The organism is Ruegeria sp. YTSC003 (assembly GCF_059609785.1).
Genome location: NZ_JBXWMK010000001.1, coordinates 351,263 through 370,657, shown reverse-complemented (window position 1 = coordinate 370,657; position 19,395 = coordinate 351,263). Strand labels below are relative to the sequence as shown.

At 54.5% G+C, this 19,395-nt stretch carries 14 protein-coding genes; 11 read left to right on the top strand and 3 right to left on the bottom strand.

The features are described 5' to 3' along the window. Positions 1–189: 189 nt before the first annotated feature. From AC2FFH_RS01825 to AC2FFH_RS01805, 5 genes are all read left to right on the top strand, one after another. Positions 190–528 carry a hypothetical protein gene (locus AC2FFH_RS01825; RefSeq protein WP_480850152.1) on the top strand — a complete coding sequence of 113 codons (339 nt, stop codon included), beginning with the start codon at positions 190–192 and terminating at the stop codon, positions 526–528. Positions 529–583: 55 nt separating this feature from the next. Then, a complete protein-coding gene (locus AC2FFH_RS01820) occupies positions 584–1,198 on the top strand; it encodes a hypothetical protein (protein WP_171728198.1) in 615 nt (204 codons plus the stop codon). A gap of 402 nt (positions 1,199–1,600) precedes the next feature. Next, positions 1,601–1,774, top strand: a complete 174-nt coding sequence (locus AC2FFH_RS01815) for a hypothetical protein (RefSeq protein ID WP_170493938.1) — start codon at positions 1,601–1,603, stop codon at positions 1,772–1,774. 784 nt (positions 1,775–2,558) lie between these two features. Further along, positions 2,559–3,992, top strand: coding sequence for a hypothetical protein (locus AC2FFH_RS01810; RefSeq protein WP_496843604.1), 1,434 nt, complete (start codon positions 2,559–2,561; stop codon positions 3,990–3,992). After that, the gene (locus tag AC2FFH_RS01805; protein WP_496843603.1) at positions 3,982–4,923 is read left to right on the top strand and encodes a metallophosphoesterase family protein; all 942 of its coding nucleotides are present in this window, start codon (positions 3,982–3,984) and stop codon (positions 4,921–4,923) included. Before AC2FFH_RS01810 ends, AC2FFH_RS01805 begins: the two co-directional genes overlap by 11 nt. Here the strand turns inward: AC2FFH_RS01805 and AC2FFH_RS01800 are convergent, their stop codons facing one another. Then, the gene (locus AC2FFH_RS01800; protein WP_170493949.1) at positions 4,924–5,682 is read right to left on the bottom strand and encodes a DUF4956 domain-containing protein; all 759 of its coding nucleotides are present in this window, start codon (positions 5,680–5,682) and stop codon (positions 4,924–4,926) included. It abuts the gene before it with no gap. A gap of 182 nt (positions 5,683–5,864) precedes the next feature. On the opposite strand from AC2FFH_RS01800, the gene AC2FFH_RS01795 reads away from it, so the two are divergent. Continuing rightward, a complete protein-coding gene (locus AC2FFH_RS01795) occupies positions 5,865–6,797 on the top strand; it encodes an SdiA-regulated domain-containing protein (protein WP_496843602.1) in 933 nt (310 codons plus the stop codon). Between the two features lie 219 nt (positions 6,798–7,016). Beyond that, a complete protein-coding gene (locus AC2FFH_RS01790) occupies positions 7,017–8,561 on the top strand; it encodes a ShlB/FhaC/HecB family hemolysin secretion/activation protein (protein WP_171712220.1) in 1,545 nt (514 codons plus the stop codon). A gap of 2,007 nt (positions 8,562–10,568) precedes the next feature. Here AC2FFH_RS01790 and AC2FFH_RS01785 read toward each other — a convergent pair. Together AC2FFH_RS01785 and AC2FFH_RS01780 are read right to left on the bottom strand one after the other, a co-directional pair. Further along, positions 10,569–10,772 (bottom strand): hypothetical protein, encoded by a 204-nt coding sequence (locus AC2FFH_RS01785; RefSeq protein WP_496843601.1) that lies wholly within the window; start codon positions 10,770–10,772, stop codon positions 10,569–10,571. 7 nt (positions 10,773–10,779) lie between these two features. Next, positions 10,780–11,646 carry a LysR family transcriptional regulator gene (locus AC2FFH_RS01780; protein ID WP_496843600.1) on the bottom strand — a complete coding sequence of 289 codons (867 nt, stop codon included), beginning with the start codon at positions 11,644–11,646 and terminating at the stop codon, positions 10,780–10,782. 109 nt (positions 11,647–11,755) lie between these two features. On the opposite strand from AC2FFH_RS01780, the gene AC2FFH_RS01775 reads away from it, so the two are divergent. From AC2FFH_RS01775 to AC2FFH_RS01760, 4 genes are read left to right on the top strand one after another with little or no spacing between them, the layout of a single operon-like run. Then, positions 11,756–13,300, top strand: a complete 1,545-nt coding sequence (locus tag AC2FFH_RS01775; RefSeq protein ID WP_496843599.1) for a trimethylamine methyltransferase family protein — start codon at positions 11,756–11,758, stop codon at positions 13,298–13,300. Further along, a complete protein-coding gene (locus AC2FFH_RS01770) occupies positions 13,297–14,586 on the top strand; it encodes an aspartate aminotransferase family protein (RefSeq protein WP_496843598.1) in 1,290 nt (429 codons plus the stop codon). The genes AC2FFH_RS01775 and AC2FFH_RS01770 overlap by 4 nt, the downstream gene beginning before the upstream one ends. After that, entirely contained in the window at positions 14,583–16,982 is a 2,400-nt protein-coding gene (locus tag AC2FFH_RS01765) for a GcvT family protein (RefSeq protein ID WP_496843597.1), read from the top strand. Before AC2FFH_RS01770 ends, AC2FFH_RS01765 begins: the two co-directional genes overlap by 4 nt. Further along, complete coding sequence (locus tag AC2FFH_RS01760; RefSeq protein ID WP_496843596.1) at positions 16,982–19,393, top strand: FAD-dependent oxidoreductase; 2,412 nt, start codon at positions 16,982–16,984, stop codon at positions 19,391–19,393. The genes AC2FFH_RS01765 and AC2FFH_RS01760 overlap by 1 nt, the downstream gene beginning before the upstream one ends. Positions 19,394–19,395 lie beyond the last annotated feature (2 nt).

The window sequence follows — 19,395 nt, the reverse complement described above, 5'->3', positions numbered from 1 at the left end:
ATTTGGCTGGTTGGGACAGGAAAGAGACCCTTTGTCCGGGGTGTTCCTTCTGCCGTTGGGACTACCTTGGATACTTGTAGCGGACTCGATCTCAGAGTCGGCCAAACCGTGGTTCGCGGCGCTCGCACCGGTGCTCAACCTGTTAGCGCTGGTCTTGATTTGCAGATGGGCACATGGTTTGCGCCGGTAGTGAAAGCCGCGCTTATTCTCACCAAAAGGGAGGAAAACATGGGAAAAGTGATCTTGGGTATTGTGATCGGGCTCGTCCTCGGCGTGGTTGGGGCGATGACCTTAGGTGGCGGGGCCGCAGTGGGTGTCGGCGTTGCGACAGGCTTGTCCGCCGGTGTCTGCACCACATTGAAAGGAGCACAAGCAGAGAACCTGATCACCCCCGAGCAAGCGGATCAGATCCTCAATCGCGTAAATTCCGAGATGGCATCACTGCAAGGAATTGAAACGACAGACGAGGTCGTCGGCAGCGCACAGGCATGCGATGAGTTTCTATCAAAGTTGAGGGATGCAAAGTGAGGTTCCGCTTAGTACGGAACAAAACTGTAAGGACAAGCCAACAGGGAACCATCTGATGAAACTCGTTTTACTCAAACTCCTCACTCCCATGTTCGCAATCGCGGGCACTGCTGCTTTTGCAATGTCAGAAGCCGATGACGCGTGTATCGACCAATTACGGCAGGTTGGAGGACCAGACGGTCAATCAGGTACGATAGAAAGCTCAGAGTTCTCGGAAGCAGGTACGCTCGTCATGCTACGAGATGCAGGTGGAACACTTTGGCGCTGCATCGCGTACAAGGATGGAAGCATTGGAGAGATGTCGGTTGTCGAGGCGATGGATGATGGCGGTGGAGCCATTGCAGGCGTCGCCGGTTCTACCGGTAGCCAGCGTGTCAAATTCGATGTCGGTTCCACTGGCGCCGAACTTGTCGGCCAACTCGCGCCCGGAGCGTCGCAGCAATACCTTCTCGGTGCAAAGAACGAACAGTTCCTTTACGTCCGCGTTGCTCCGCGAAATGGCTCCTTGGACTACGTCATTCGTAACCCCGATGGTTCTGAACTGTTGGGATTGATGTCGGCGGACAAGGAGTATCGAGGACAGCTTTGGCAATCCGGTGATCATGTTGTGGAAGTTATCAATCGCAGCAACTCTTCCGTCGACTACAACGTAATTTTCGGAATTGAATAGGTGATCAATCAGAAACCCTGGAACGCAAGTCCAAAAAAGCGAGGGAAACACAGATGAATCCCAAGGTCCTATTGGTGATCGGCACGACGTGTATTACTGCGCTTGCAGCATGCGACGAGAGTGGCGGATCAGTGGATGCAAGTGCACCAACTGAGGGCAGCTCTAGCGATCTTTCGTCATTTGAAGGGGCAAGAGCGGGACAGGCTGAAATGGGCATCCAGAGTCTCGGATTTGAACTCATCCGAAGCGAAGGGCTCACCTCGTACTGGTTTAACACGGATACTGGTACATGTGCTCGGATCACGACATCTGAGGGAAGGTACTCAGATGTAGCTATGCTGCCATCAGGTGACTGCTGACACATTTTTCATAAATCAAACATCTGCAAAAGGGAGCTTAAGTTTGCATTTTGATCTGGCACATGCGGCGGTCATCGTTGTCGCTCTGATTGTCACAAACCTGGCATTGAAGTCGTCCGGCGTGATCAACGAAGAAAGCAAACACCAATGGAACTGGAAAGTTTTTCTGGCCTACTTCGTGGTCGTCTTTATCATCAATCTGGTGTGGCCGATTTAAAGCTTCAGGTCGGAAAGTCTAACCCGCACTTGATACGGCTGTTGAGAATGAGCCGCTCCAATAGATTACCAAGTAGGAAGAGTTTGAGCATAACAGGCTGAAAAATAGAAAGGAGCTGGCATGCGGTTTTTGACGTCCCTCATATTCATTGGTGCTCTGGCAACCGCGGCGAATTCTGACGTAACCAGTCGAAACGGTGGCCCAAGCAACAGTCAAATGCTTTCAAAGGGTGGCGACGGAGGTGTTGATGGCGTCGCTTTCTTTCGCCCAGTCTTAAGCGGAGTATTGTATCGCTCTGGTTTCAAAGGCGGCGACAAGGATCGAACGGGTCTGAGTAAAGTTCAACGCGAGACCCTTTGCGATGAAGGGTTTTCAACCGGGTTTTACGCAGACTTCGGCAAGAACACCGAATACGGCCGCACAAGTTGCGGAAACGGATCTTTCGACTATCAAAGCGCCAGATCCTCCCGACCCAGTGCTGTCATGGCGTCCATACACGAGGTGATTCAAAACCCTGGAAAGGGCCCTGTTCTGGTGCACTGCATGTGGGGCGTTCATTCCTCAGGTGCATTGTCGGCGATGGCGCTCGTTCAGTTTTGCGGTTGGACAGAAGAAAGGGCCAAGGAATATTGGAATGAGGCCCGAAACGGGGCCCCATGTTCAGGCGGGTGTGACCAGTGGATTGACTCAAAGTTCTCCAACTTCAGTGTCGACCCCAATTTGAAGATCTCTACCGAACAACAGGCAGCGATTTGCCCCAAATGATATTGGGAGAACTATCCAAATGAAGTTCATTCTTCTGGGGTCACTTGCTTTCATTGCACCCACCGTCTTGTGGGCGAACGACGATGTCCTCGGTGAAGCCACGACATTTGATAGTCCCAACGGCGTTACTGAACGCTGTATTCGGATCGAAAAAGTTTCAACGGGCGAGTATAAGAAAAGCGATCTTGAGGAAGAAACGGCCTATTGCGAGATCGATTTCTATGCCTCCGAAATTGCTATTTGCCCAAAAACCTGGAGTACCAGCCCAGGAATGGCCGTGTACGATATTTCGGAAGGACCCTACACAGGGAACCGTACTGAGTTCGAGAGAAACGCTTGCAAAGAGGGGAAGGCGGCGAAAGATCTGGCCAAGGACAGGGTGGCCAAATTCAAATCCACCATGAACCAAAAGGGCACCAGTGGAACCTTTTCCACCTCGTCGCTGCTTTACTATCATTTCTCCAGATATTTCGACACGACTGTAAAAGTTCCAGTCGCCGTTTGGCGTAGCATGGACGCCCAGGCGCACTTTTCCGAGGTCGCAGAGCCCGGCCTTGCGATTTCTGGCGGCTCTCATGGTGGGCGCATGAACCACGAAGGCTGGCGGGTCTTCGCGGCTGCGGATGCCGACCCGAACTCGTACCAGCCAACCGACGATCTGTTCACCGGAGATCGAACGCAAATATACGGTGCGCTGCTTGATAGCCCTGGGCATCGATACGGCTCGGAAATCAACGGCACCCGTAAATCTGGTTGGGGGAAAGGTCAGAACCGCGATTTTCAGGAAACTCCTGCTTTCTTGGCTTTGCGTTCTTCAAAACCCTTGCCAGAGGCCATTGTAGAGGGCGTTGGAGAAGGTCGAAGAGACCGGATGATCAACAAGGATCTCGGTCCCGATGTCAGCGACCAACAGATGGCATTTTGGATGCAAGAACTTACCGAGATTGTACTCCTCGATTTCATCTTTAGCCAGCAGGACCGCGTAGGAAACATAGACTTCACACCCTATTGGTATTGGGTCGAAGACGGAAAGCTGAAGCATAAGAAAGCCAAGCACCATGAGCCAAACGATGGAGACGTTCCCGACGACGCATTATTGATCCGTCGCAGCAATCTAAACGACAACGATGCTGGTGGGCGTGTCGAATACGCCAACTTCGCGAAATCTACTCAAATGCTGGAGAAAATTCGCCACTTCTCTCCAAGCACGTATCGGCGCTTGGTTGCATTGAATAGTGACCTTCAATCCCAAGGCCCAGTCTATGACTGGCTATCGCAAAGCTTTGGTTTGTCAGACAGTCAGATTGCACAAGTTGTCAAAAATACTGCGCTGGCAACGTCCATTCTCCAGAGCAATTGCTCAAATGGCGATTTGATGTTCGACTTGGATCCTGTCGCATTCTTTTTGAGAAACGGCACCGAGGTAGAGGCTGTGGACTGTTATGTACCGTAGGTGTTCTGCTCTTATTGCGGTGTGTATTTGGACCGCTCTGCTCGCCTGCAAAGCGGCGGCATTGGATGTCATCGTCATATCGGATCTGAATGGAAGCTATGGTTCGGTAAGATACGATGCCCGCGTCGACAAGGCGATTGAGCGCATAATCGAGTTTGATCCAGATCTGGTTATTTCGACCGGAGATATGGTTGCGGGACAGCGCATTCCCAACTTGTCCGACAAACAGGTCAGGGATATGTGGAATGCGTTTCACGAGGTCGTATCAGATCCATTAGAGGCTGCCGGCATTCCATTTGCGGTCACACCTGGAAACCATGATGCCTCCGCCTACCGAGGGTTCGAGCGTGAAAGGAAAATATACGCAGAGGAATGGACGCCGAGAAAACCAGGCGTCGACTTCCTGGTTTCAGATGACTACCCGTTCTTCTACGCATTTGAGATGCAGGGCATTACGTTTGCGTCTTTGGATGCAACGACCCTAGGACCCCTATCCGGTGACCAGCAGGACCGGTTACAGGAATTGGGTGCAGACGGAGACCCGATTGTCACTTTCAGTCACCTCCCACTTTGGCCGTTCGCGATCCAGCGCGAACGCGAAATCATCGGTGACCCAACACTTGAAAAAATCTATCTGGAAAGCGGTGTTGTTCTGCATCTTTCAGGCCACCATCATGCCTTCTACCCCGGTTGGAAAGACGGTGTGGCTTATGTCTCTCAAGCTTGTTTGGGAGGTGGTCCGCGGCGGCTTATTGGCGATAGCGCCAGATCACCTCACAGCTTCACTCATGTTACGTTCCAGCCGAACGGAGAGTTTGAGATAGCCGTATATCGAGGCCCTGACTTCGAAAGGTCGGTAAACTTCAAGTCGCTCCCGAAAGAGATCAGATCCCCGAATGCGGTGTTGAAACGCTTAGACCTTGTGAAATGACTAGAGGTTGAGTTTCAGTTCGACTTTTTCAGGGACCAGATCATTTATCATCTCTTCGATCCGGGCTTCCGTCAGTCCACCCGAGGTGATGAAAAGCAATGAAACCCGAGATTTTCCGGGGACGTGGTGTTTTCTGACCAGCTTCCAGCCAGCCTCTGTGGCCATGGCTTCAATGGCTCCGGTGACTTTCAATGAGTGCTCTTCGTCCGAAGCTTTGAGCGAAATTTCCACACCCTTGTTTCGCCCTCCGAGCCAAATGAAACACCAACAAACAACCGCCACTAGTGTGGCCATCAGCGGCAAGCCCAAACCGACCGCAAGACCAAGAACAGTCACGATTATCATTTCGACAGTGTCCACCGGATCATCGAGATTGGAGCGGAACCTGAGCAACGCTCCGATACCAAAGATAACGAAACCGATCATTGACCCGTGCTGAACCACCAGGAAACCAACCGCCATGCCGATAAGCGCATACAGGAAGAAAAGCCTTGGCATAACTATGTCGCGGACGCTTCTACGGGCTTTACGTCTCACCGGATGATATACGATCAAGCCAGCCAGAATGATCGTGACGATCACATCGAGAGTAAAGAAATACAGTTCCTGTTTGCCACGAAACTGCGTCCACCGGCGTTCGATAACGATTTCCGACCCCGAAGCCCCGGCCAGCATCGTCGCAGGGTCGACTTGTGACACCGCAGCACCTGGCAACAGCAGCATCAACAACACGGTCACAAATGTGAGGGTCGTATTCAACTTGTCTTCCTCCCTGCTCACGCCAAAGGCTTACGCTTAACCAAAGGCACATCGTGCCCTATTCAATTCAATCGCAACAGGCGGGATCAGGTAAAGAGATTACAGTGCATTCTTCGGACATCGTATCCGGACTGTGATACGAACGCTGATACAGGGATGTGGTCCAAGCGCGAGAGAATCCAATGACAGAAAACAGAGTGTTTTCGTCAAAAGCTGAAATTTCACGGTGTTTCTGCAAACTTAGACGACTCGCTTTTACGGCTAGCTCGGTTGCGGCAGCCTTCTTGCCTTGGACCAATTTTGCCTACGCCGAAAGTGCTGGTTTGGTTCTGGTCGATAAATTCAAGGTGGCAGACAAATCAGAGGAATTTTCAGAGCCTTCCGGTTTGGCAATGTCTAACGCTGAAGGCTTCTTGTGGTCTGTAAGTGATGCCGAACCTAAACTGCACCTACTCAGAGTCGACGGGGTATTAGGAAACTCTTTCAAGTTGCCAGCATTGGCAGGATCAGATTTGGAGGGTGTTGCACCTCGAAAGGATGGGTCTGTTTTGGTGCTTCAGGAAACTGACCGATCAATTCTAGTCGTTCACCCAACCGAACCCATTCAATTGACAACAATACCTCTCACATCTCTTAAAGGTTACTCGGCCGCCGCTGAATTACTCGTTGGCAACCCATTAAACAAGGGACCCGAAGGTATCGCTGTTGACCCGGAATCGGGGCGGGTCTTCATTGGCATTGAAGGACAACCAAGGTTGTTAATGGTCGTATCACCAGCGCTAGACGAAATTGTTGAGATCATTCCTTTAGCCCGCGATGCAGGTTTTATCTCCGAGCGTGTAGATGATGATGAACTGGATTTGAGCGGCCTAGCATGGTCCCCGTCCTCACGTTCTCTTTGGATTGTAAGTGACAAAGGCCGTCAAATCTTCGTCTACAATCCAGAGTCCAAGTCCGTAAAGTCTATCAGTTTGACGTTCACAGAAGATGGCAAACAAAAGGAAGTTAAACATCCCGAAGGAATCGCTCTCGATGAGACCAAAGGGCTTCTCTATGTCCTAACAGACGATGCCAAGAAATCGCGGCTTTATGTTTTTGAGCAACCGGAATTGTGAGGACTGTCCTACTAGTTCTCTACTCTAACTTGTTGAAAAGCCGGTTTGTGTAATTCAGCGCCGTCGTATGTGCGGCGTAATAAGTAAATCTGCGTTCTGTTCACTGTGTTTCTTAAAAACATCACCCATCAATACATTCGAGTAGCGTCAGGTTCACACATGCGAACCACATAATAACATTGGACTTCAACATGCTCAGTCACTTTAAGGTTGTCAAAAATGCGCGTATTCAGATCAGTTGTTTTTGCGATCATTTGCACTCTTGTGGCCACTGCATCAGTTCCAAGAAGTAGCATTGCCCAAACCTGGGACATCGCATCCCAGCACTCGGTCAGCGGCGTAACGGTGTATGATGCGGATGAGCTGTTAACTTTTGCCGGTCAGTTGGCCTTTGATCGATCAGGGCGCATTACAGCGGTGGAGGTCGCATCAACGATCACTCAGATCTACCGAGAAGACGGCTACTTCTTGGCTGAGGCGTGGCCTGGTCCCGATGGGCAGAGCATAGTTGTTGATGAAGGGCGCATTCAAACCATCGAAATTGAAGGCGTAGATACTCGCACGTTCAAAACACTAGAGAAGATTTTTCAGCCCCTCACCACCGCATATCCAATAACTCTCAAACGATTTGAGCGGGCGGTTATGCTAGCCGAGGACATACCCGATTTGGACGTGTCGACCGAACTTGATTACCCGGATCAGGCTGGTGCTCGGCTGAGGGTATTGGGAGAACCTCTGCGCAAACAAGCCGGTAGTGCGACACTCGACAACCCTCCGCGTGAGCTTGGAGAAGCGCTCAGCTTCTATGTCGTACAAGAGTTTTATTCAACGCTGACCGTCGGGGATTTGCTGCGATTTGAGGGATCAGGCAATTACAATTGGGACAAAGACGATGAACACTCTTTATGGGGCGCTCTTACCTATCGCACGCCGCTGAACAGCAATGGTCTGTACGGTGAGATCTTCTACGGGAACATAAACGCAAAACGTGACCTCTCGGGGGACTTTGCGAGAACAGATATTGACGGCGAGAACTTCACAGTCGCGATGGGTTACCCCGTGATCCGCGATGTGGCCCGTTATGGGTATCTTCTGTTGGACTATCGCCTTTCAAAAGCGGACTCAGTCAGTGGTGGCGTTCCACTATCCAGTGACGCGAGTGTCGTTGGCCTTACATATCTTTACGGGCAAAACTATCCAAAGGGACAAGCTCTGGAAGCGGGGCTAACCTTATCTTTTGGTGACAATGACAACGACACGACAGACGCGAATTTTGACGACGGGGACTCTTCGTTCTGGCATCTACGAGGCGGCGTCGGATACGAAAGCCCGCTAACGGGCTTGTCTCCCAACACAGCTTGGCGAACCGAGATCTGGGGGCAGTACACAACAGACCGGCTGCCCTCGGTCGAAGAGTACTTCCTTGGTGATCGTTATGCTTTGCGCGGATATCGTTTTGACGAAGTGGATGGCGATTCCGGGATTTCCGCGATTTTCGAAGTGTCTCATTCCTACTTCCCCAGTTCCCAGAGCATACATCGCTTAACGCCCTTTGCCTTTTTCGACGTGGGTTACATCTCGAACAATGACCCTGCGAGTTTCGAAGTTGATAATGCTACACTGGCGTCGACAGGTCTGGGTTTGGACATTGAGTTTAAGAAAAATCTATTTCTGTCCGGATATGTCGGTGTCCCTTTGAGAGACGGCCCTTTGACCGACTCTGGCGATCCTGGCGCGTATCTTGCTCTGACAACAAGTTGGTGAGAATGTTATGAAACTGAACCGAATTGCTGTACTTACCGCAACTTGTCTAATTACAGAACTGGCCGTTACTCAGGTCTTTGCCCGCGGAAATCACTACGGGTGGTGCCGAGGTGTAGGGAACCCACACCAGTCGAGCCAAGGGTGCGGGCAGGCTGGTGGGCAAGGGGCAGGTAATCAAGTTACTGGCCCAACTCAGCCGGTGGCAAATCAGTTGCCGCCTAAGGGAACGCAGCAAACGCCCACGTCCGTTACTGTTCCAGTCCTTGCGCCGGGCGCGGTCCCGAACGCAATTCCCGGTCAGGTTCCTATTGCGACACCGATAGCGGTTCCTGGTCAGGTTCCCACGCCGGTAGTAGCGCCAACTCTAGCTCCGCCTTTGGCACCAAACGCGACACCAAACCGGGTTCCGACAGCCGTTCCCAATCAGGTTCCACCATTGGTCGCCGGTCCTACCGCGGTGCCGTCGCAAGTTCCGACTGCAACTCCCAATCAAGTTCCGGTCGCTACCCCTGGCCAGGTTCCGCCTCAACCCACCGGCCCAACAGCGGTGCCGCCACTTGTGCCCACCGCAACACCAAACCAAATACCAGTCGCAGTTCCTGGTCAGGTCCCACCTCAGCCCACTGGACAAACTGCTGTGCCACCGCTCGTCCCAACTGCAACACCAAACCAGATTCCGGTCGCAGTGCCCGGCCGTGTTCCGCAACACAGCGGTACTACGGCGACACCACCGCTTGTCCCAACCGCAACCCCCAATCAGGTTCCCACGGCGGTTCCTGGCCAGGTTCCACAGTTGACACCAAAACCGACGGCAACTCACGTGGCAGTCCCAGGGCATCCGAAGCCACAAGGCGTCGTGACAATCATGCGCCCTAAGCCGAGGCCGACAACCGGTACTGTCCAGCAACCTGGCACAACACAAGTGACCCACCATCTAACGCACCAAAGCAATGCGAAGAAACACGATCACGTCGCAGCAACACCTGGACGACATGACCCGCACGACCTACCGAGATTCCGCAACGCGGCGGCCAAGGAAGACTGGGAATGCGTTGCCAGCGGATTTGGACAGCGCCGTTATGATGCTGGGCGAGGCGTGTTGCTGAACAACGGAGCGTTACGGCACCTGGGAAACGTGGACGCAATGGCACGGGATGTGCCTGCAAGGCATCCAAAACATTCTGGATGCATTATTTCGGTCAAACGAAAGCAGCGCTGAAGCTCGCATGGTAGGTTTTGCTCGGACAATGAGATTAGTCGACCAATAGTTCGTCAATTGTCATCTGGATAATTGGATTTCGTATTGCCCATATTCCCTGGCGTTTACGTTGGCTGACGTAGCCCAAAAATGCTCTGTACCTAAATTTGCCTCAATTAGGACAACAATCTAAAGTGCCGCACTTCCAAGAAGAGCCTCCGACCATCTGGGACGGTCAGGTCGGGCAAGCGAAACGTTGAACGGCAACTTTGCAAAGTCAGCTTTCTGCGCGTTGCCGACATTGGTGCTGGTTGCCGCATTCGGAACCTTGGGCTCAACGCAGTCACCTGACGGATTTACTCAGATGACCGATTAGCGGATTTGAGCGGACGTTCACCCCCGAAAACTCGGGGTTTCAAACAGGAACAACCGCTCTCACTAAAAACGGTCGCTCTCCTAGATCGTGGCTACGACCGGCTTGCGGACAGAGCTGCAACCGTTTGAAGATTAGTTTTTTGATGTGTCGGCAAAGAAGCCACAACCGTACAATAATCCAAAATGGGGTCCAACTAACGCCAAATCCCTGTGGTGAACTGCACAATGCAGAGGTCAACTCTGCCTTCTCCCTGTTGGACTGGCCGGCGCGTTTGCGCCGGCTTTTTTTCAATCACGTGCCCCCTTTTTGGTATTGCTAGTGCATTAGTCGCGTATCAGGAAGAGATCTTCTCAGGCTGAAATCGGTCATTTGCTGCGCCATCAAGCGAGACTTCCAAACCGATGACCGGGCCGGGCTCGAAGCAGACATTCGGTTAATTCCGCTGAATGTCCGCCTTGCAGACAATGTTGCCGTTGTCCTTCAGGGTGTTTGCTGGCGCAGCATCTGTTCGAAAAGGCAGCACACTCATCGTTGCGTTGTGGCCATAATCACCAATTCTGTCATTCGATGTCGCGCTCAAGTGCAGATCGACAGCTTCATGAAAACAAGCTTGCCTCTCACTCAACAACTGATGCATTTGTCAATTATGATTGTGTGACAAGCCAATCCTCAACTTCTCGAACCTCAGAACGGGTTCTGCTGGTATGCTGGACATCGATAAAGTAGCCATGGGTTGGGTTGATACGCTCATCAAAAATCCGAACCACTCTATTTTCCGCCAGATCCTGGTCGATCAGTGGAAGCCAGCCAATGATTGCTCCCTGGCCTTCGGCAGCGCCGCGCAGCAGCACGTTTGCGTCCTCGAAGATCGGCCCATAGAGCAGGTCGGCTATTGAAACGCCCATTGCCTCAAACCAGTCCCGCCATCCCCAGTGATTTCTTTGATGCAAAAGGGGCAAGGTCAATAGATCCTTTGGGTGATCGATAGGTCCTCGTGTAATAACAAATTCTTCGGATGCTATGGCGACCGGGCTAAGCTCAAGCAGCTTGATTGCATCTTCTGCCGTGTCGGCGATGCGGTCCCAGCGGATTATGATATCGACATTCTCGCGTTCATGCGCGCCGGGATAAAGGGCTGGCACCACTTCCAATTCGATCTCGGGATGGGCTTCCCAAAAATCACTAATCCGTGGCATGAGCCAGCGCGCCATAAAGATCGGTCCCGCCGAAACTCGCACCGCTTTGAGTGCGCTTCGATGCATGGATTGAACTGCACTGTCCAACAGGCCAAAGGCCTGACTGGTCGCATGGGCCAAGCGCCTGCCTTCAGCTGTCAGGGTGACATCACGACCCTCCCGCCTGAATAGCTTGACGCCAAACTGATCCTCCAATCCGCGAATATGATGACTGATCGCAGTCGGGGTCACAGTTAGGTCCGCCGCGGCTGCCCGAAAACTGCCGTTCCGGGCGGCGGCGTCAAAGGCACGTAAAGCTGTAAGAGAAGCTGTCACGGCAATCCAATAGATGAGTTTTTCTCATTCATTGCTGAGAATGTTGCTTTTGTAAACTCTGCTATTTCCGGTGCAGGATAGGGCTGCATAAACCTGAGCTCATGAATCGATGACCATGGCAAACCGTCGGCGCGGTCGTAAAGACCGCTTAAAGCAAGTCTCGGAGACTGGCCCGCAGCCACCGGTATGGCCAGGGGTGATTGGTGGGCGTCTTAAACCGCTCTTGCCTGACGAAGAAAGTATGGTCGAGGAAGCCGCATATAAGCTTCTTGAAGATCTGGGGCTTAGTCAGGCCATTCCCTCGATGATCGAAAAAGTCACTGCTGCTGGCGGGGCCATGACGGATGATGGTCGGCTGTTGTTCCCGCGCGCGCTGGTGAAATGGGCGATGGACGGAGCGCAGCGGGGGTTCACCTTATGTGGCCAGCGTCCCGAGAACGACCTGAAGATTGAAGCCGCCCGCGTGCATATGTCTACCGGCGGCGCGGCGCCTGGCGTGTTTGATCTCGACACTCATGAATATCGAGATTCGACATTGCAGGACCTCTACGATGCAGCGCGGATCGTGGACCGGATGGACAATATTCACCACTTTAGCCGATCGGTTGTGGCACGCGATGTCGAAGACAACGCGTCGATGGATCTGAACACCGCTTACGCCTGTCTTACGGGCACGTCCAAGCACGTTTCGATTTCGGTTACCGAGCCGCAGAACGTCGCCGATATTGCAAAGCTTTGCTATGAAATCGCCGGTGGCGAAGAGGCATTTCGTGCCCGTCCCTTCCTAACGATCATGGTGTGCCATGTGGTTCCGCCCATGCGTTTTGCCGAAGAAGCCTGTGAGGTTCTGGAGTTGGCGATCAAGGCCGGGTTCACGGTGCAGCTGATCAGCGCCGGACAGGCCGGGGCCACCAGCCCGGCAACGATTGCCGGATCGCTGGTGCAGGCGGTAGCGGAAACGCTGGCTGGGCTGGTCTTTGCGCGTTTGGTCGATCCAAAGGTCAAGGCGATTTTTGCCCCTAAACCCCTTGTGGCCGACCTGCGCACCGGGTCGATGAGCGGCGGCGGAGGCGAACAGGCCATCCTGATGGCTGGTGCGGCGCAGATGGGACGGCGTTGGGATTTGCCGACCTCTTCGATTGCCGGGATCACAGATGCAAAACGGCTGGATGCCCAATACGGGGCCGAAAAATCGCTGGCGGTGACAATGGCGGCGCATGCCGGGTCAAATATCATTACCCAGGCTGCCGGTATGATGTCGAGCCTTTTGGGGGTGAGCCACGCGGCCTATGTCAGCGACAATGACCTTTTGGGTAACATCCTGCGCACTGTACGCGGCGTCGAAGCAACACCCGAAAATATCGCCGCTGATGTCATCGCAGATGTCTGTCGGGGTGAAGGGCATTATTTGGGTGAGCAACACACATTCGGCCGAATGAAGTCAGATTACTTCTATCCCGAGATCGGCGATCGGCGCGCGCCTCGCGACTGGCAAGATGATGGTGCTCAGCGGATTGGCGACGTTGCGCGGGAGAAGGCGAGAGAGATCCTGAGTACGTATTTTCCCAGCCACCTGCCGGACGAAGTGGATCGCACGCTTAGGATGAATTTTGATATCCGCCTGACACGGGCACAAATCGGACGGCCGGAATGATGAACCAAGATCTTAGCACCCGCGCGCGCGCGAGCCTGCCAGGTGGTGTCAGCCATGAGCTACGATTTCGTGATCCGCACCCAATATTCATTGATCGCGCGCTAGGTGCCGAAAAGTGGGACGTTGAAGGACGCCGCTATATTGATTTCAAAATGGGCAGCGCCAGTCAGATGTTAGGACATTGTCACCCGGCAATTGTCGAAGCGGTGCAGAGACAGGCCGAACGTTCGATTTTCAGCGCGGACTGCCACACCCAGGAGATTGAGTGGGCCGAGTGGGTCAACCGGCTAATTCCTTCTGCCGAACGCACACGTTTCACCGCATCGGGTACGGAATCCACGATGCTGGCACTGCGACTTGGGAGGGCATATTCGGGCAAGGATCACGTGCTGCGTGTTGAGGGACATTTCCATGGCTGGCATGATCACGCATTGAAAGGGGCAAGGCCGGGCAGCGATCAGGCGCCGTCTTTGGGTATCCCGGATGCCATCAACGATCTGATCCATATCTGTGCAGCCGATCCTCAGGCTATGGAAGACGCGCTACGGGATGACCGTATTGGCACGGTAATCATTGAAGCCTCGGGCGCGAATTATGGCTGCGTCCCCTTGGCCACCGATACCTTGATGGCGCTGCACGACGTTGCGCGTGCCGCTGGTGTTGTGCTGATCTTTGATGAGATCATCACCGGATTTCGCTGGTCGCCTGGTGGGCGTCAGGCACGCGACGGGATCGTACCTGACCTCACCACTTTGGCAAAAATCGCGACAGGCGGTTTGCCCGGTGGCGTGATTTGTGGTCGCGCCGAAATCATGGAGCTTTTGAACAATGCAACCGTGCGAGGCGGGTTTGGGCCTGCGGTCAGCCACAAGGGCACTTTTAACGGCTCGCCCCTGATTGCGGCTGCTGCCTGTGCCGCGATTTCGCTCTTGGCCAGCGGCGAGGCGCAGGCGCATGCCGATACAATGGCCGCACGCATGCGCGATGGTATGAATGCCGCCATGAAGAGGCGGGGCATCGCGGGCACTGCCTATGGCGACAGTTCGGTTTTCCACGTGTTTTTCGGCCGTAGCAGTCTAGATGGACTTAGCCCTGCTGAAATTAGGGGGCTACCGAAACCCTTGGTCAAAGCCTATCGCGACGGCATGCTGACGCGCGGCGTGGATATGATGGCCTATACTTCTGGTTTGACCTCAGCCGCGCATACACCCGAACTGGTTGATGAAGCGCTCTTGGCCTTTGACGACACTTTGTCGGACATGATCCGCGACGGAGCATTGCTATGACCCTCCCGTCCTCCGCCCGCACCGTCATCATCGGCGGTGGCGTCATAGGATGTTCGATCGCCTATCACCTTGCCCGCGAAGGGCGGAAAGATATCGTGGTGCTGGAACGTTCGAAACTGACGTCAGGCACCACATGGCATGCCGCCGGTCTGGTTCGGCGTTTGCGCCCGTCGGCGACACTGACGAAATTGATCAACTACTCGATTGACCTTTACGGCGAGTTGGAAGTTGAGACCGGACAAGCCACTGGCTGGACACAAACGGGATCGCTGACGCTGGCAACCAATGAGGACCGGCTGACCAACATCAAACGGCAGGTATCGCTTGGTCGTGCTTTTGGGCTGAAGGCCGAGGTGGTCGATGCCGTCCGCGCACAAGAACTTTGGCCGTTGATCGAAGTGGACGACGTGATCGGTGCCGTTTGGTCGCCTGCTGATGGGCGCGTGAACCCGTCTGATGTGGCGCTTGCGTTGTCCAAAGGAGCCAAGGCGCGCGGTGTGAAATTTTTCGAAGACACCCGTGTGACCGGGTTGCAAAAGAAAGATGGTCGCATCTCGGGCGTCGAAATCGGTGAGTACGTGATTGAGGCCGAAGAGGTCGTGATCGCCAGCGGTCTCTGGTCGCGCGAAGTGGCCGAAATGGCTGGTGCGCATATGCCGCTTTATGCCTGCGAGCATTTCTACATTCTGACGAAGCCGCTGGCCGAGGTACAGGCGCTTGGCAAAGGTATGCATCTGCCAACGCTGAACGATCAGGACGCTTATCTTTATGCCCGCGATGATGTTGAAGGCTTGCTGGTCGGCTCGTTTGAGCCCCATGCCAAGGGCATTTCTACGCGTGATCTGCCTGCGGATTTTTCATTCGATCTGCTGAATGAGGATTGGGACCACTTCATGCCGATGATGGAGAATGCGCTGCGCCGCATTCCCGCTCTGGAAACCGCCGAAGTGCGGATGCTGCTGAACGGCCCCGAAAGCTTCACACTCGACAGCCAGTTCATGCTGGGAGAAAGCCCAGAGGTGTCGCGCCTGTTCTTGTTGGGGGGCATGAACTCTACGGGGATCGCTTTGGCTGGTGGCGCGGGCAAGGCGATGGCAGAATGGATCATCGCGGGTGAGCCGACGATGGAACTGAACGAAGCTGATATACGCCGTTTCAGTCCCGAAATGAACGTGTTGGGCGCGCTAGAAGCCCGCATTCCCGAGGTGCTGGGTCGGCACTACGACAATCCCTATCCGGGCCGGTCAATGGACACTGCGCGCGGTCAGCGCCGCTCGCCAATTCACCAGGGGCTGATGGCCGCGGGCGCGCGTTTTGAGGCGCGAGGGGGCTGGGAACGCGCCGTGCATTTTGGTGGAGATGCAACGCACCTGCCACTCACCTTCGCCGCACCGAAATGGCGCGGTCAGGTGAAGCGGGAAGTAGACGCCTGCCGCAATGGCGCAACCATTCTGGATCAATCCGCCTTTAGCAAGATCATGATACAGGGGCCGGACGCCTGCGCCTTTCTCAACCGGCTATGTGCCGCGCAGATGGACATCGCCGAAGGGCGCATCGCATATACCCAAATCCTGAATACGCGAGGTGGTGTTGAAAGCGATCTGACCGTGCAACGTCATGGCCCGGAGACCTATCTGATGATTGTCGGCGCGGGCGAAGTTGTGCGAGTCACGAAACGTATGCGCGACACCAAAGGTGACTTCCGTGTCGAGTTTACCGATGTGACAAGCGGCTATGCCGTGATTGGCCTTGCCGGGGCTAAAGCGCGCGACGTATTGCAGGCCACCAGCAATGCGCAAGTACCTGACCTCAAACGCTTTGGTTTTGCGCCGGTCGAGATCGGGTTGGCGAGCGGTTGGGCCGGTCGCCTGAGCTTTACCGGTGAAGAAGGGTATGAACTTTATGTTCCCGCTGACATGGCCATGGCCGCGCATGAGGCGCTTGTCGCAGCAGGTGCCTCTCATGCGGGCCTCTTTGCCAGCGGCAGCTTGCGGATCGAAAGTGGGTTTCGTGCCTTCGGCCATGAATTGACACCGGGCACAACGCCGCAAGAGGCCGGGTTGGGTGCGTTCTGTGCTTTTGGCACCGGCTTCGTAGGTGAGGAGGCGTTGGTTAAAGCGGGTCAACCCAAGCGTCGGATCGTTTCGCTTATGTTCGATGACCCGAACGCGATCCCGATTCATGATGAACCGATTTACTATGATGGCCGCGTCGTTGGACAGATAACTTCTGCGGCGTGGAGCTATCGTTTTGACCGCTCTGCTGCGCTGGCGATGATAAACGCGCCGTTGGACCTGATTGCGGGGCAAGACGTTGTGACGGGGTTCGAGGTGGAAATCGCCTGTACCCGCTATTCCGCAAAATGTTCGCTACAACCCGCCAAGGAGGCGTTTTGATGTCGCAGACGACACGCACGACCCGCGTTGCGATCATTGGCGGCGGTATTATGGGCGTTGCGGCTCAGTTCCAACTCGCTGAAAATGGCTGGACCGACACGATCCTGTTTGAAAAGGCTGAACTGACCAGCGGGTCCACATGGCACGCAGCAGGGCAAATTGCCCATGCCGTGGGCAGCCGTGTTGCAGGCTGGATCAACAAGACATCGATCGAGACCTACAAGCGTGTCGAGCTGGAAACGGGGCAAAGCATCGGCTGGCATGAGGTCGGTGGGTTCCGCATTGCCACAACCGATGATGAAGTCGACTGGATGAAGTCGATCATGGGCGTCGGCAGATTGCTGGATCTGCCGATGGATTTGGTGGGGCCGGATGAGGTTGCGAAAGGCAACCCGTTCTACAATGTAGATAATGTAAAAGCTGCCGTACAAACCTATGAGGATGGGCATATAGACCCGTCTGGAGTGACCATGGCACTGGCCGCTGCTACCCGTGCACGAGGGGCAAAGATCGAGCGGCACAATCAGGTTCTGGGCGCCAGTCGCAGGGGCGATATGTGGCTACTCAAGACCCAAAAGGGCGACGTATCGGCCGAGCATATCGTGATTGCCGCCGGATCCTACGCCAATCAGGTCGGCGAATGGTTCGGGTTCAAGATACCTTCGGTCTCTTGCCTACATCACTACCTTGTCACCGACACAGTGCCCGAATTCGAAGGCCGCCCGGAATTGCCGGTGATGCGCGACAACTCTTATGGTGGCTATATCCGGCAGGAACAGAAATCCGGGTTGATTGGTATTTACGAGGGCCATGTGTGCCCGACCGTTTGGGAAATGCCTGAAGGCGCGCCATGGGCTGCCGAGAACGAGCTGTTTGCTGCGGATTACGACTCAATTGGCGATTTCCTGATGGTTGCTTTCGAAAAGATGCCGATCCTGGCCGAGCTTGGGATCAAACGCGTTGTGCGCGGCGCGATCACCCATACGCCGGATGGAGGAATGCTGGTCGGGCCTTCTGGTGCGCCCAATGTCTGGCTGTCTTGTGGCTCATCCATTGGTCTTGCGTGGGGTGGCGGTGCTGGCAAAGTACTGGCCGACTGGATGGTGCACGGCGAAACCTCGATCAACACACGCAGCCTTGATCCCCGCCGTTACGGAGATTTTGCATCGGATCATTACATCGTTGAGCGCACCAAAGACGAATTCATGCGCCGTCATGACACGCCGTGCCCCGGAAAACAGTTCAATAGCTTGCGCCCGGTGAACCGGCATCCTCTCTATGATCGGCTGGCTGCCAAAGGGGCGGTGTTTGGTGAGATTGCAGGCTGGGAGCGTCCGCGTTACTTCGGGGATCTCGGTGAAGTTGAGCAAATCGGTTGGGGCCGTCAGCCCTGGCATGAGAATGCGCTGGCCGAGGCAAAAGCTACCCGAGAAGCCGCTAGTGTGATCGACCTTTGCGCATTCGCCCAATTCGAGATCACCGGCAAGGATGCGGGCAAACTGCTGGATCGCTTGTCTGCCAACCGTATCCCCCGCAAAGACGGGCGGATGAGCCTCAACCATTTGTTGACCGAGAAGGGCCGTTTCGAGACTGAGATCACCATTTGGCGTATTGATAAGGATCGCTATTTCACAGGCTCCCCCATTACTCGCGCTAACCCGGATTTCGCCTGGATACAAAGCCATATCCAGCCGGGTGAAGACGTGCAGATTGTTGATCACAGCGCCGATTGGGGAATGCTGGCTATGTCAGGCCCTGCTTCGCGGCGCATTTTGTCTGAACTGACAGAGGCCGATCTGTCCAATGCAGCTTTCCCATGGCTTTCAGGGCAGGAAATCACGGTCGCCCAAGCGCCCTGCTATGCGTTGCGCGTTTCATTCGTGGGCGAATTGGGCTGGGAACTTCACGCCCCACTGGAGCGCATTGCAGACATCTATGACGCTCTGTTCGAGGCAGGTGCCAAGTTTGGACTGGCCGATCTGGGGTCCTATGCTTTCAACGGATTGCGGATGGAAAAAGCTTATCGCGCCAGCGGTGAAATGACGACTGATGTCGGACCGCTGGATGTTGGGCTTGAACGGTTCATCGTGGCCAAGGATCGTGAATTCATCGGCAAGGACGCGATGCTGGCCCGTAATCCGGAATGGGAGCTGCTTTATGCAGAGCTTCATGCTGACGGTCTCGATGTTCATGGCGGAGAGCCGGTCTTGTTGAAAGACCGGATCGTAGGTCTGACCACGTCGGGTGGCTACGGCTACACGGTGGGCAAATCGCTCGGGTGGCTCTTTGTAAAGAAAGGGACGCCGCGCGCAAATCTTACGATTCAGATTTTGAATGAAGCTTATCCGGTGACGATACATGACGCCCCGCTGTTTGATGCCGACAACCTGCGCCCAAGAGCCGAGGACTGAGA

What these genes read in the sequence shown, in the direction of transcription:
- AC2FFH_RS01770 (WP_496843598.1), top strand. Translation starts at nt 13,297, where the DNA reads ATGATGAACCAAGATCTTAGCACCCGCGCGCGCGCGAGCCTGCCAGGT.
- AC2FFH_RS01805 (WP_496843603.1), top strand. Translation starts at nt 3,982, where the DNA reads ATGTACCGTAGGTGTTCTGCTCTTATTGCGGTGTGTATTTGGACCGCT.
- AC2FFH_RS01785 (WP_496843601.1), bottom strand. Translation starts at nt 10,772, where the DNA reads ATGCATCAGTTGTTGAGTGAGAGGCAAGCTTGTTTTCATGAAGCTGTC.
- AC2FFH_RS01790 (WP_171712220.1), top strand. Translation starts at nt 7,017, where the DNA reads ATGCGCGTATTCAGATCAGTTGTTTTTGCGATCATTTGCACTCTTGTG.
- AC2FFH_RS01765 (WP_496843597.1), top strand. Translation starts at nt 14,583, where the DNA reads ATGACCCTCCCGTCCTCCGCCCGCACCGTCATCATCGGCGGTGGCGTC.
- AC2FFH_RS01810 (WP_496843604.1), top strand. Translation starts at nt 2,559, where the DNA reads ATGAAGTTCATTCTTCTGGGGTCACTTGCTTTCATTGCACCCACCGTC.
- AC2FFH_RS01760 (WP_496843596.1), top strand. Translation starts at nt 16,982, where the DNA reads ATGTCGCAGACGACACGCACGACCCGCGTTGCGATCATTGGCGGCGGT.
- AC2FFH_RS01820 (WP_171728198.1), top strand. Translation starts at nt 584, where the DNA reads ATGAAACTCGTTTTACTCAAACTCCTCACTCCCATGTTCGCAATCGCG.
- AC2FFH_RS01795 (WP_496843602.1), top strand. Translation starts at nt 5,865, where the DNA reads ATGACAGAAAACAGAGTGTTTTCGTCAAAAGCTGAAATTTCACGGTGT.
- AC2FFH_RS01775 (WP_496843599.1), top strand. Translation starts at nt 11,756, where the DNA reads ATGACCATGGCAAACCGTCGGCGCGGTCGTAAAGACCGCTTAAAGCAA.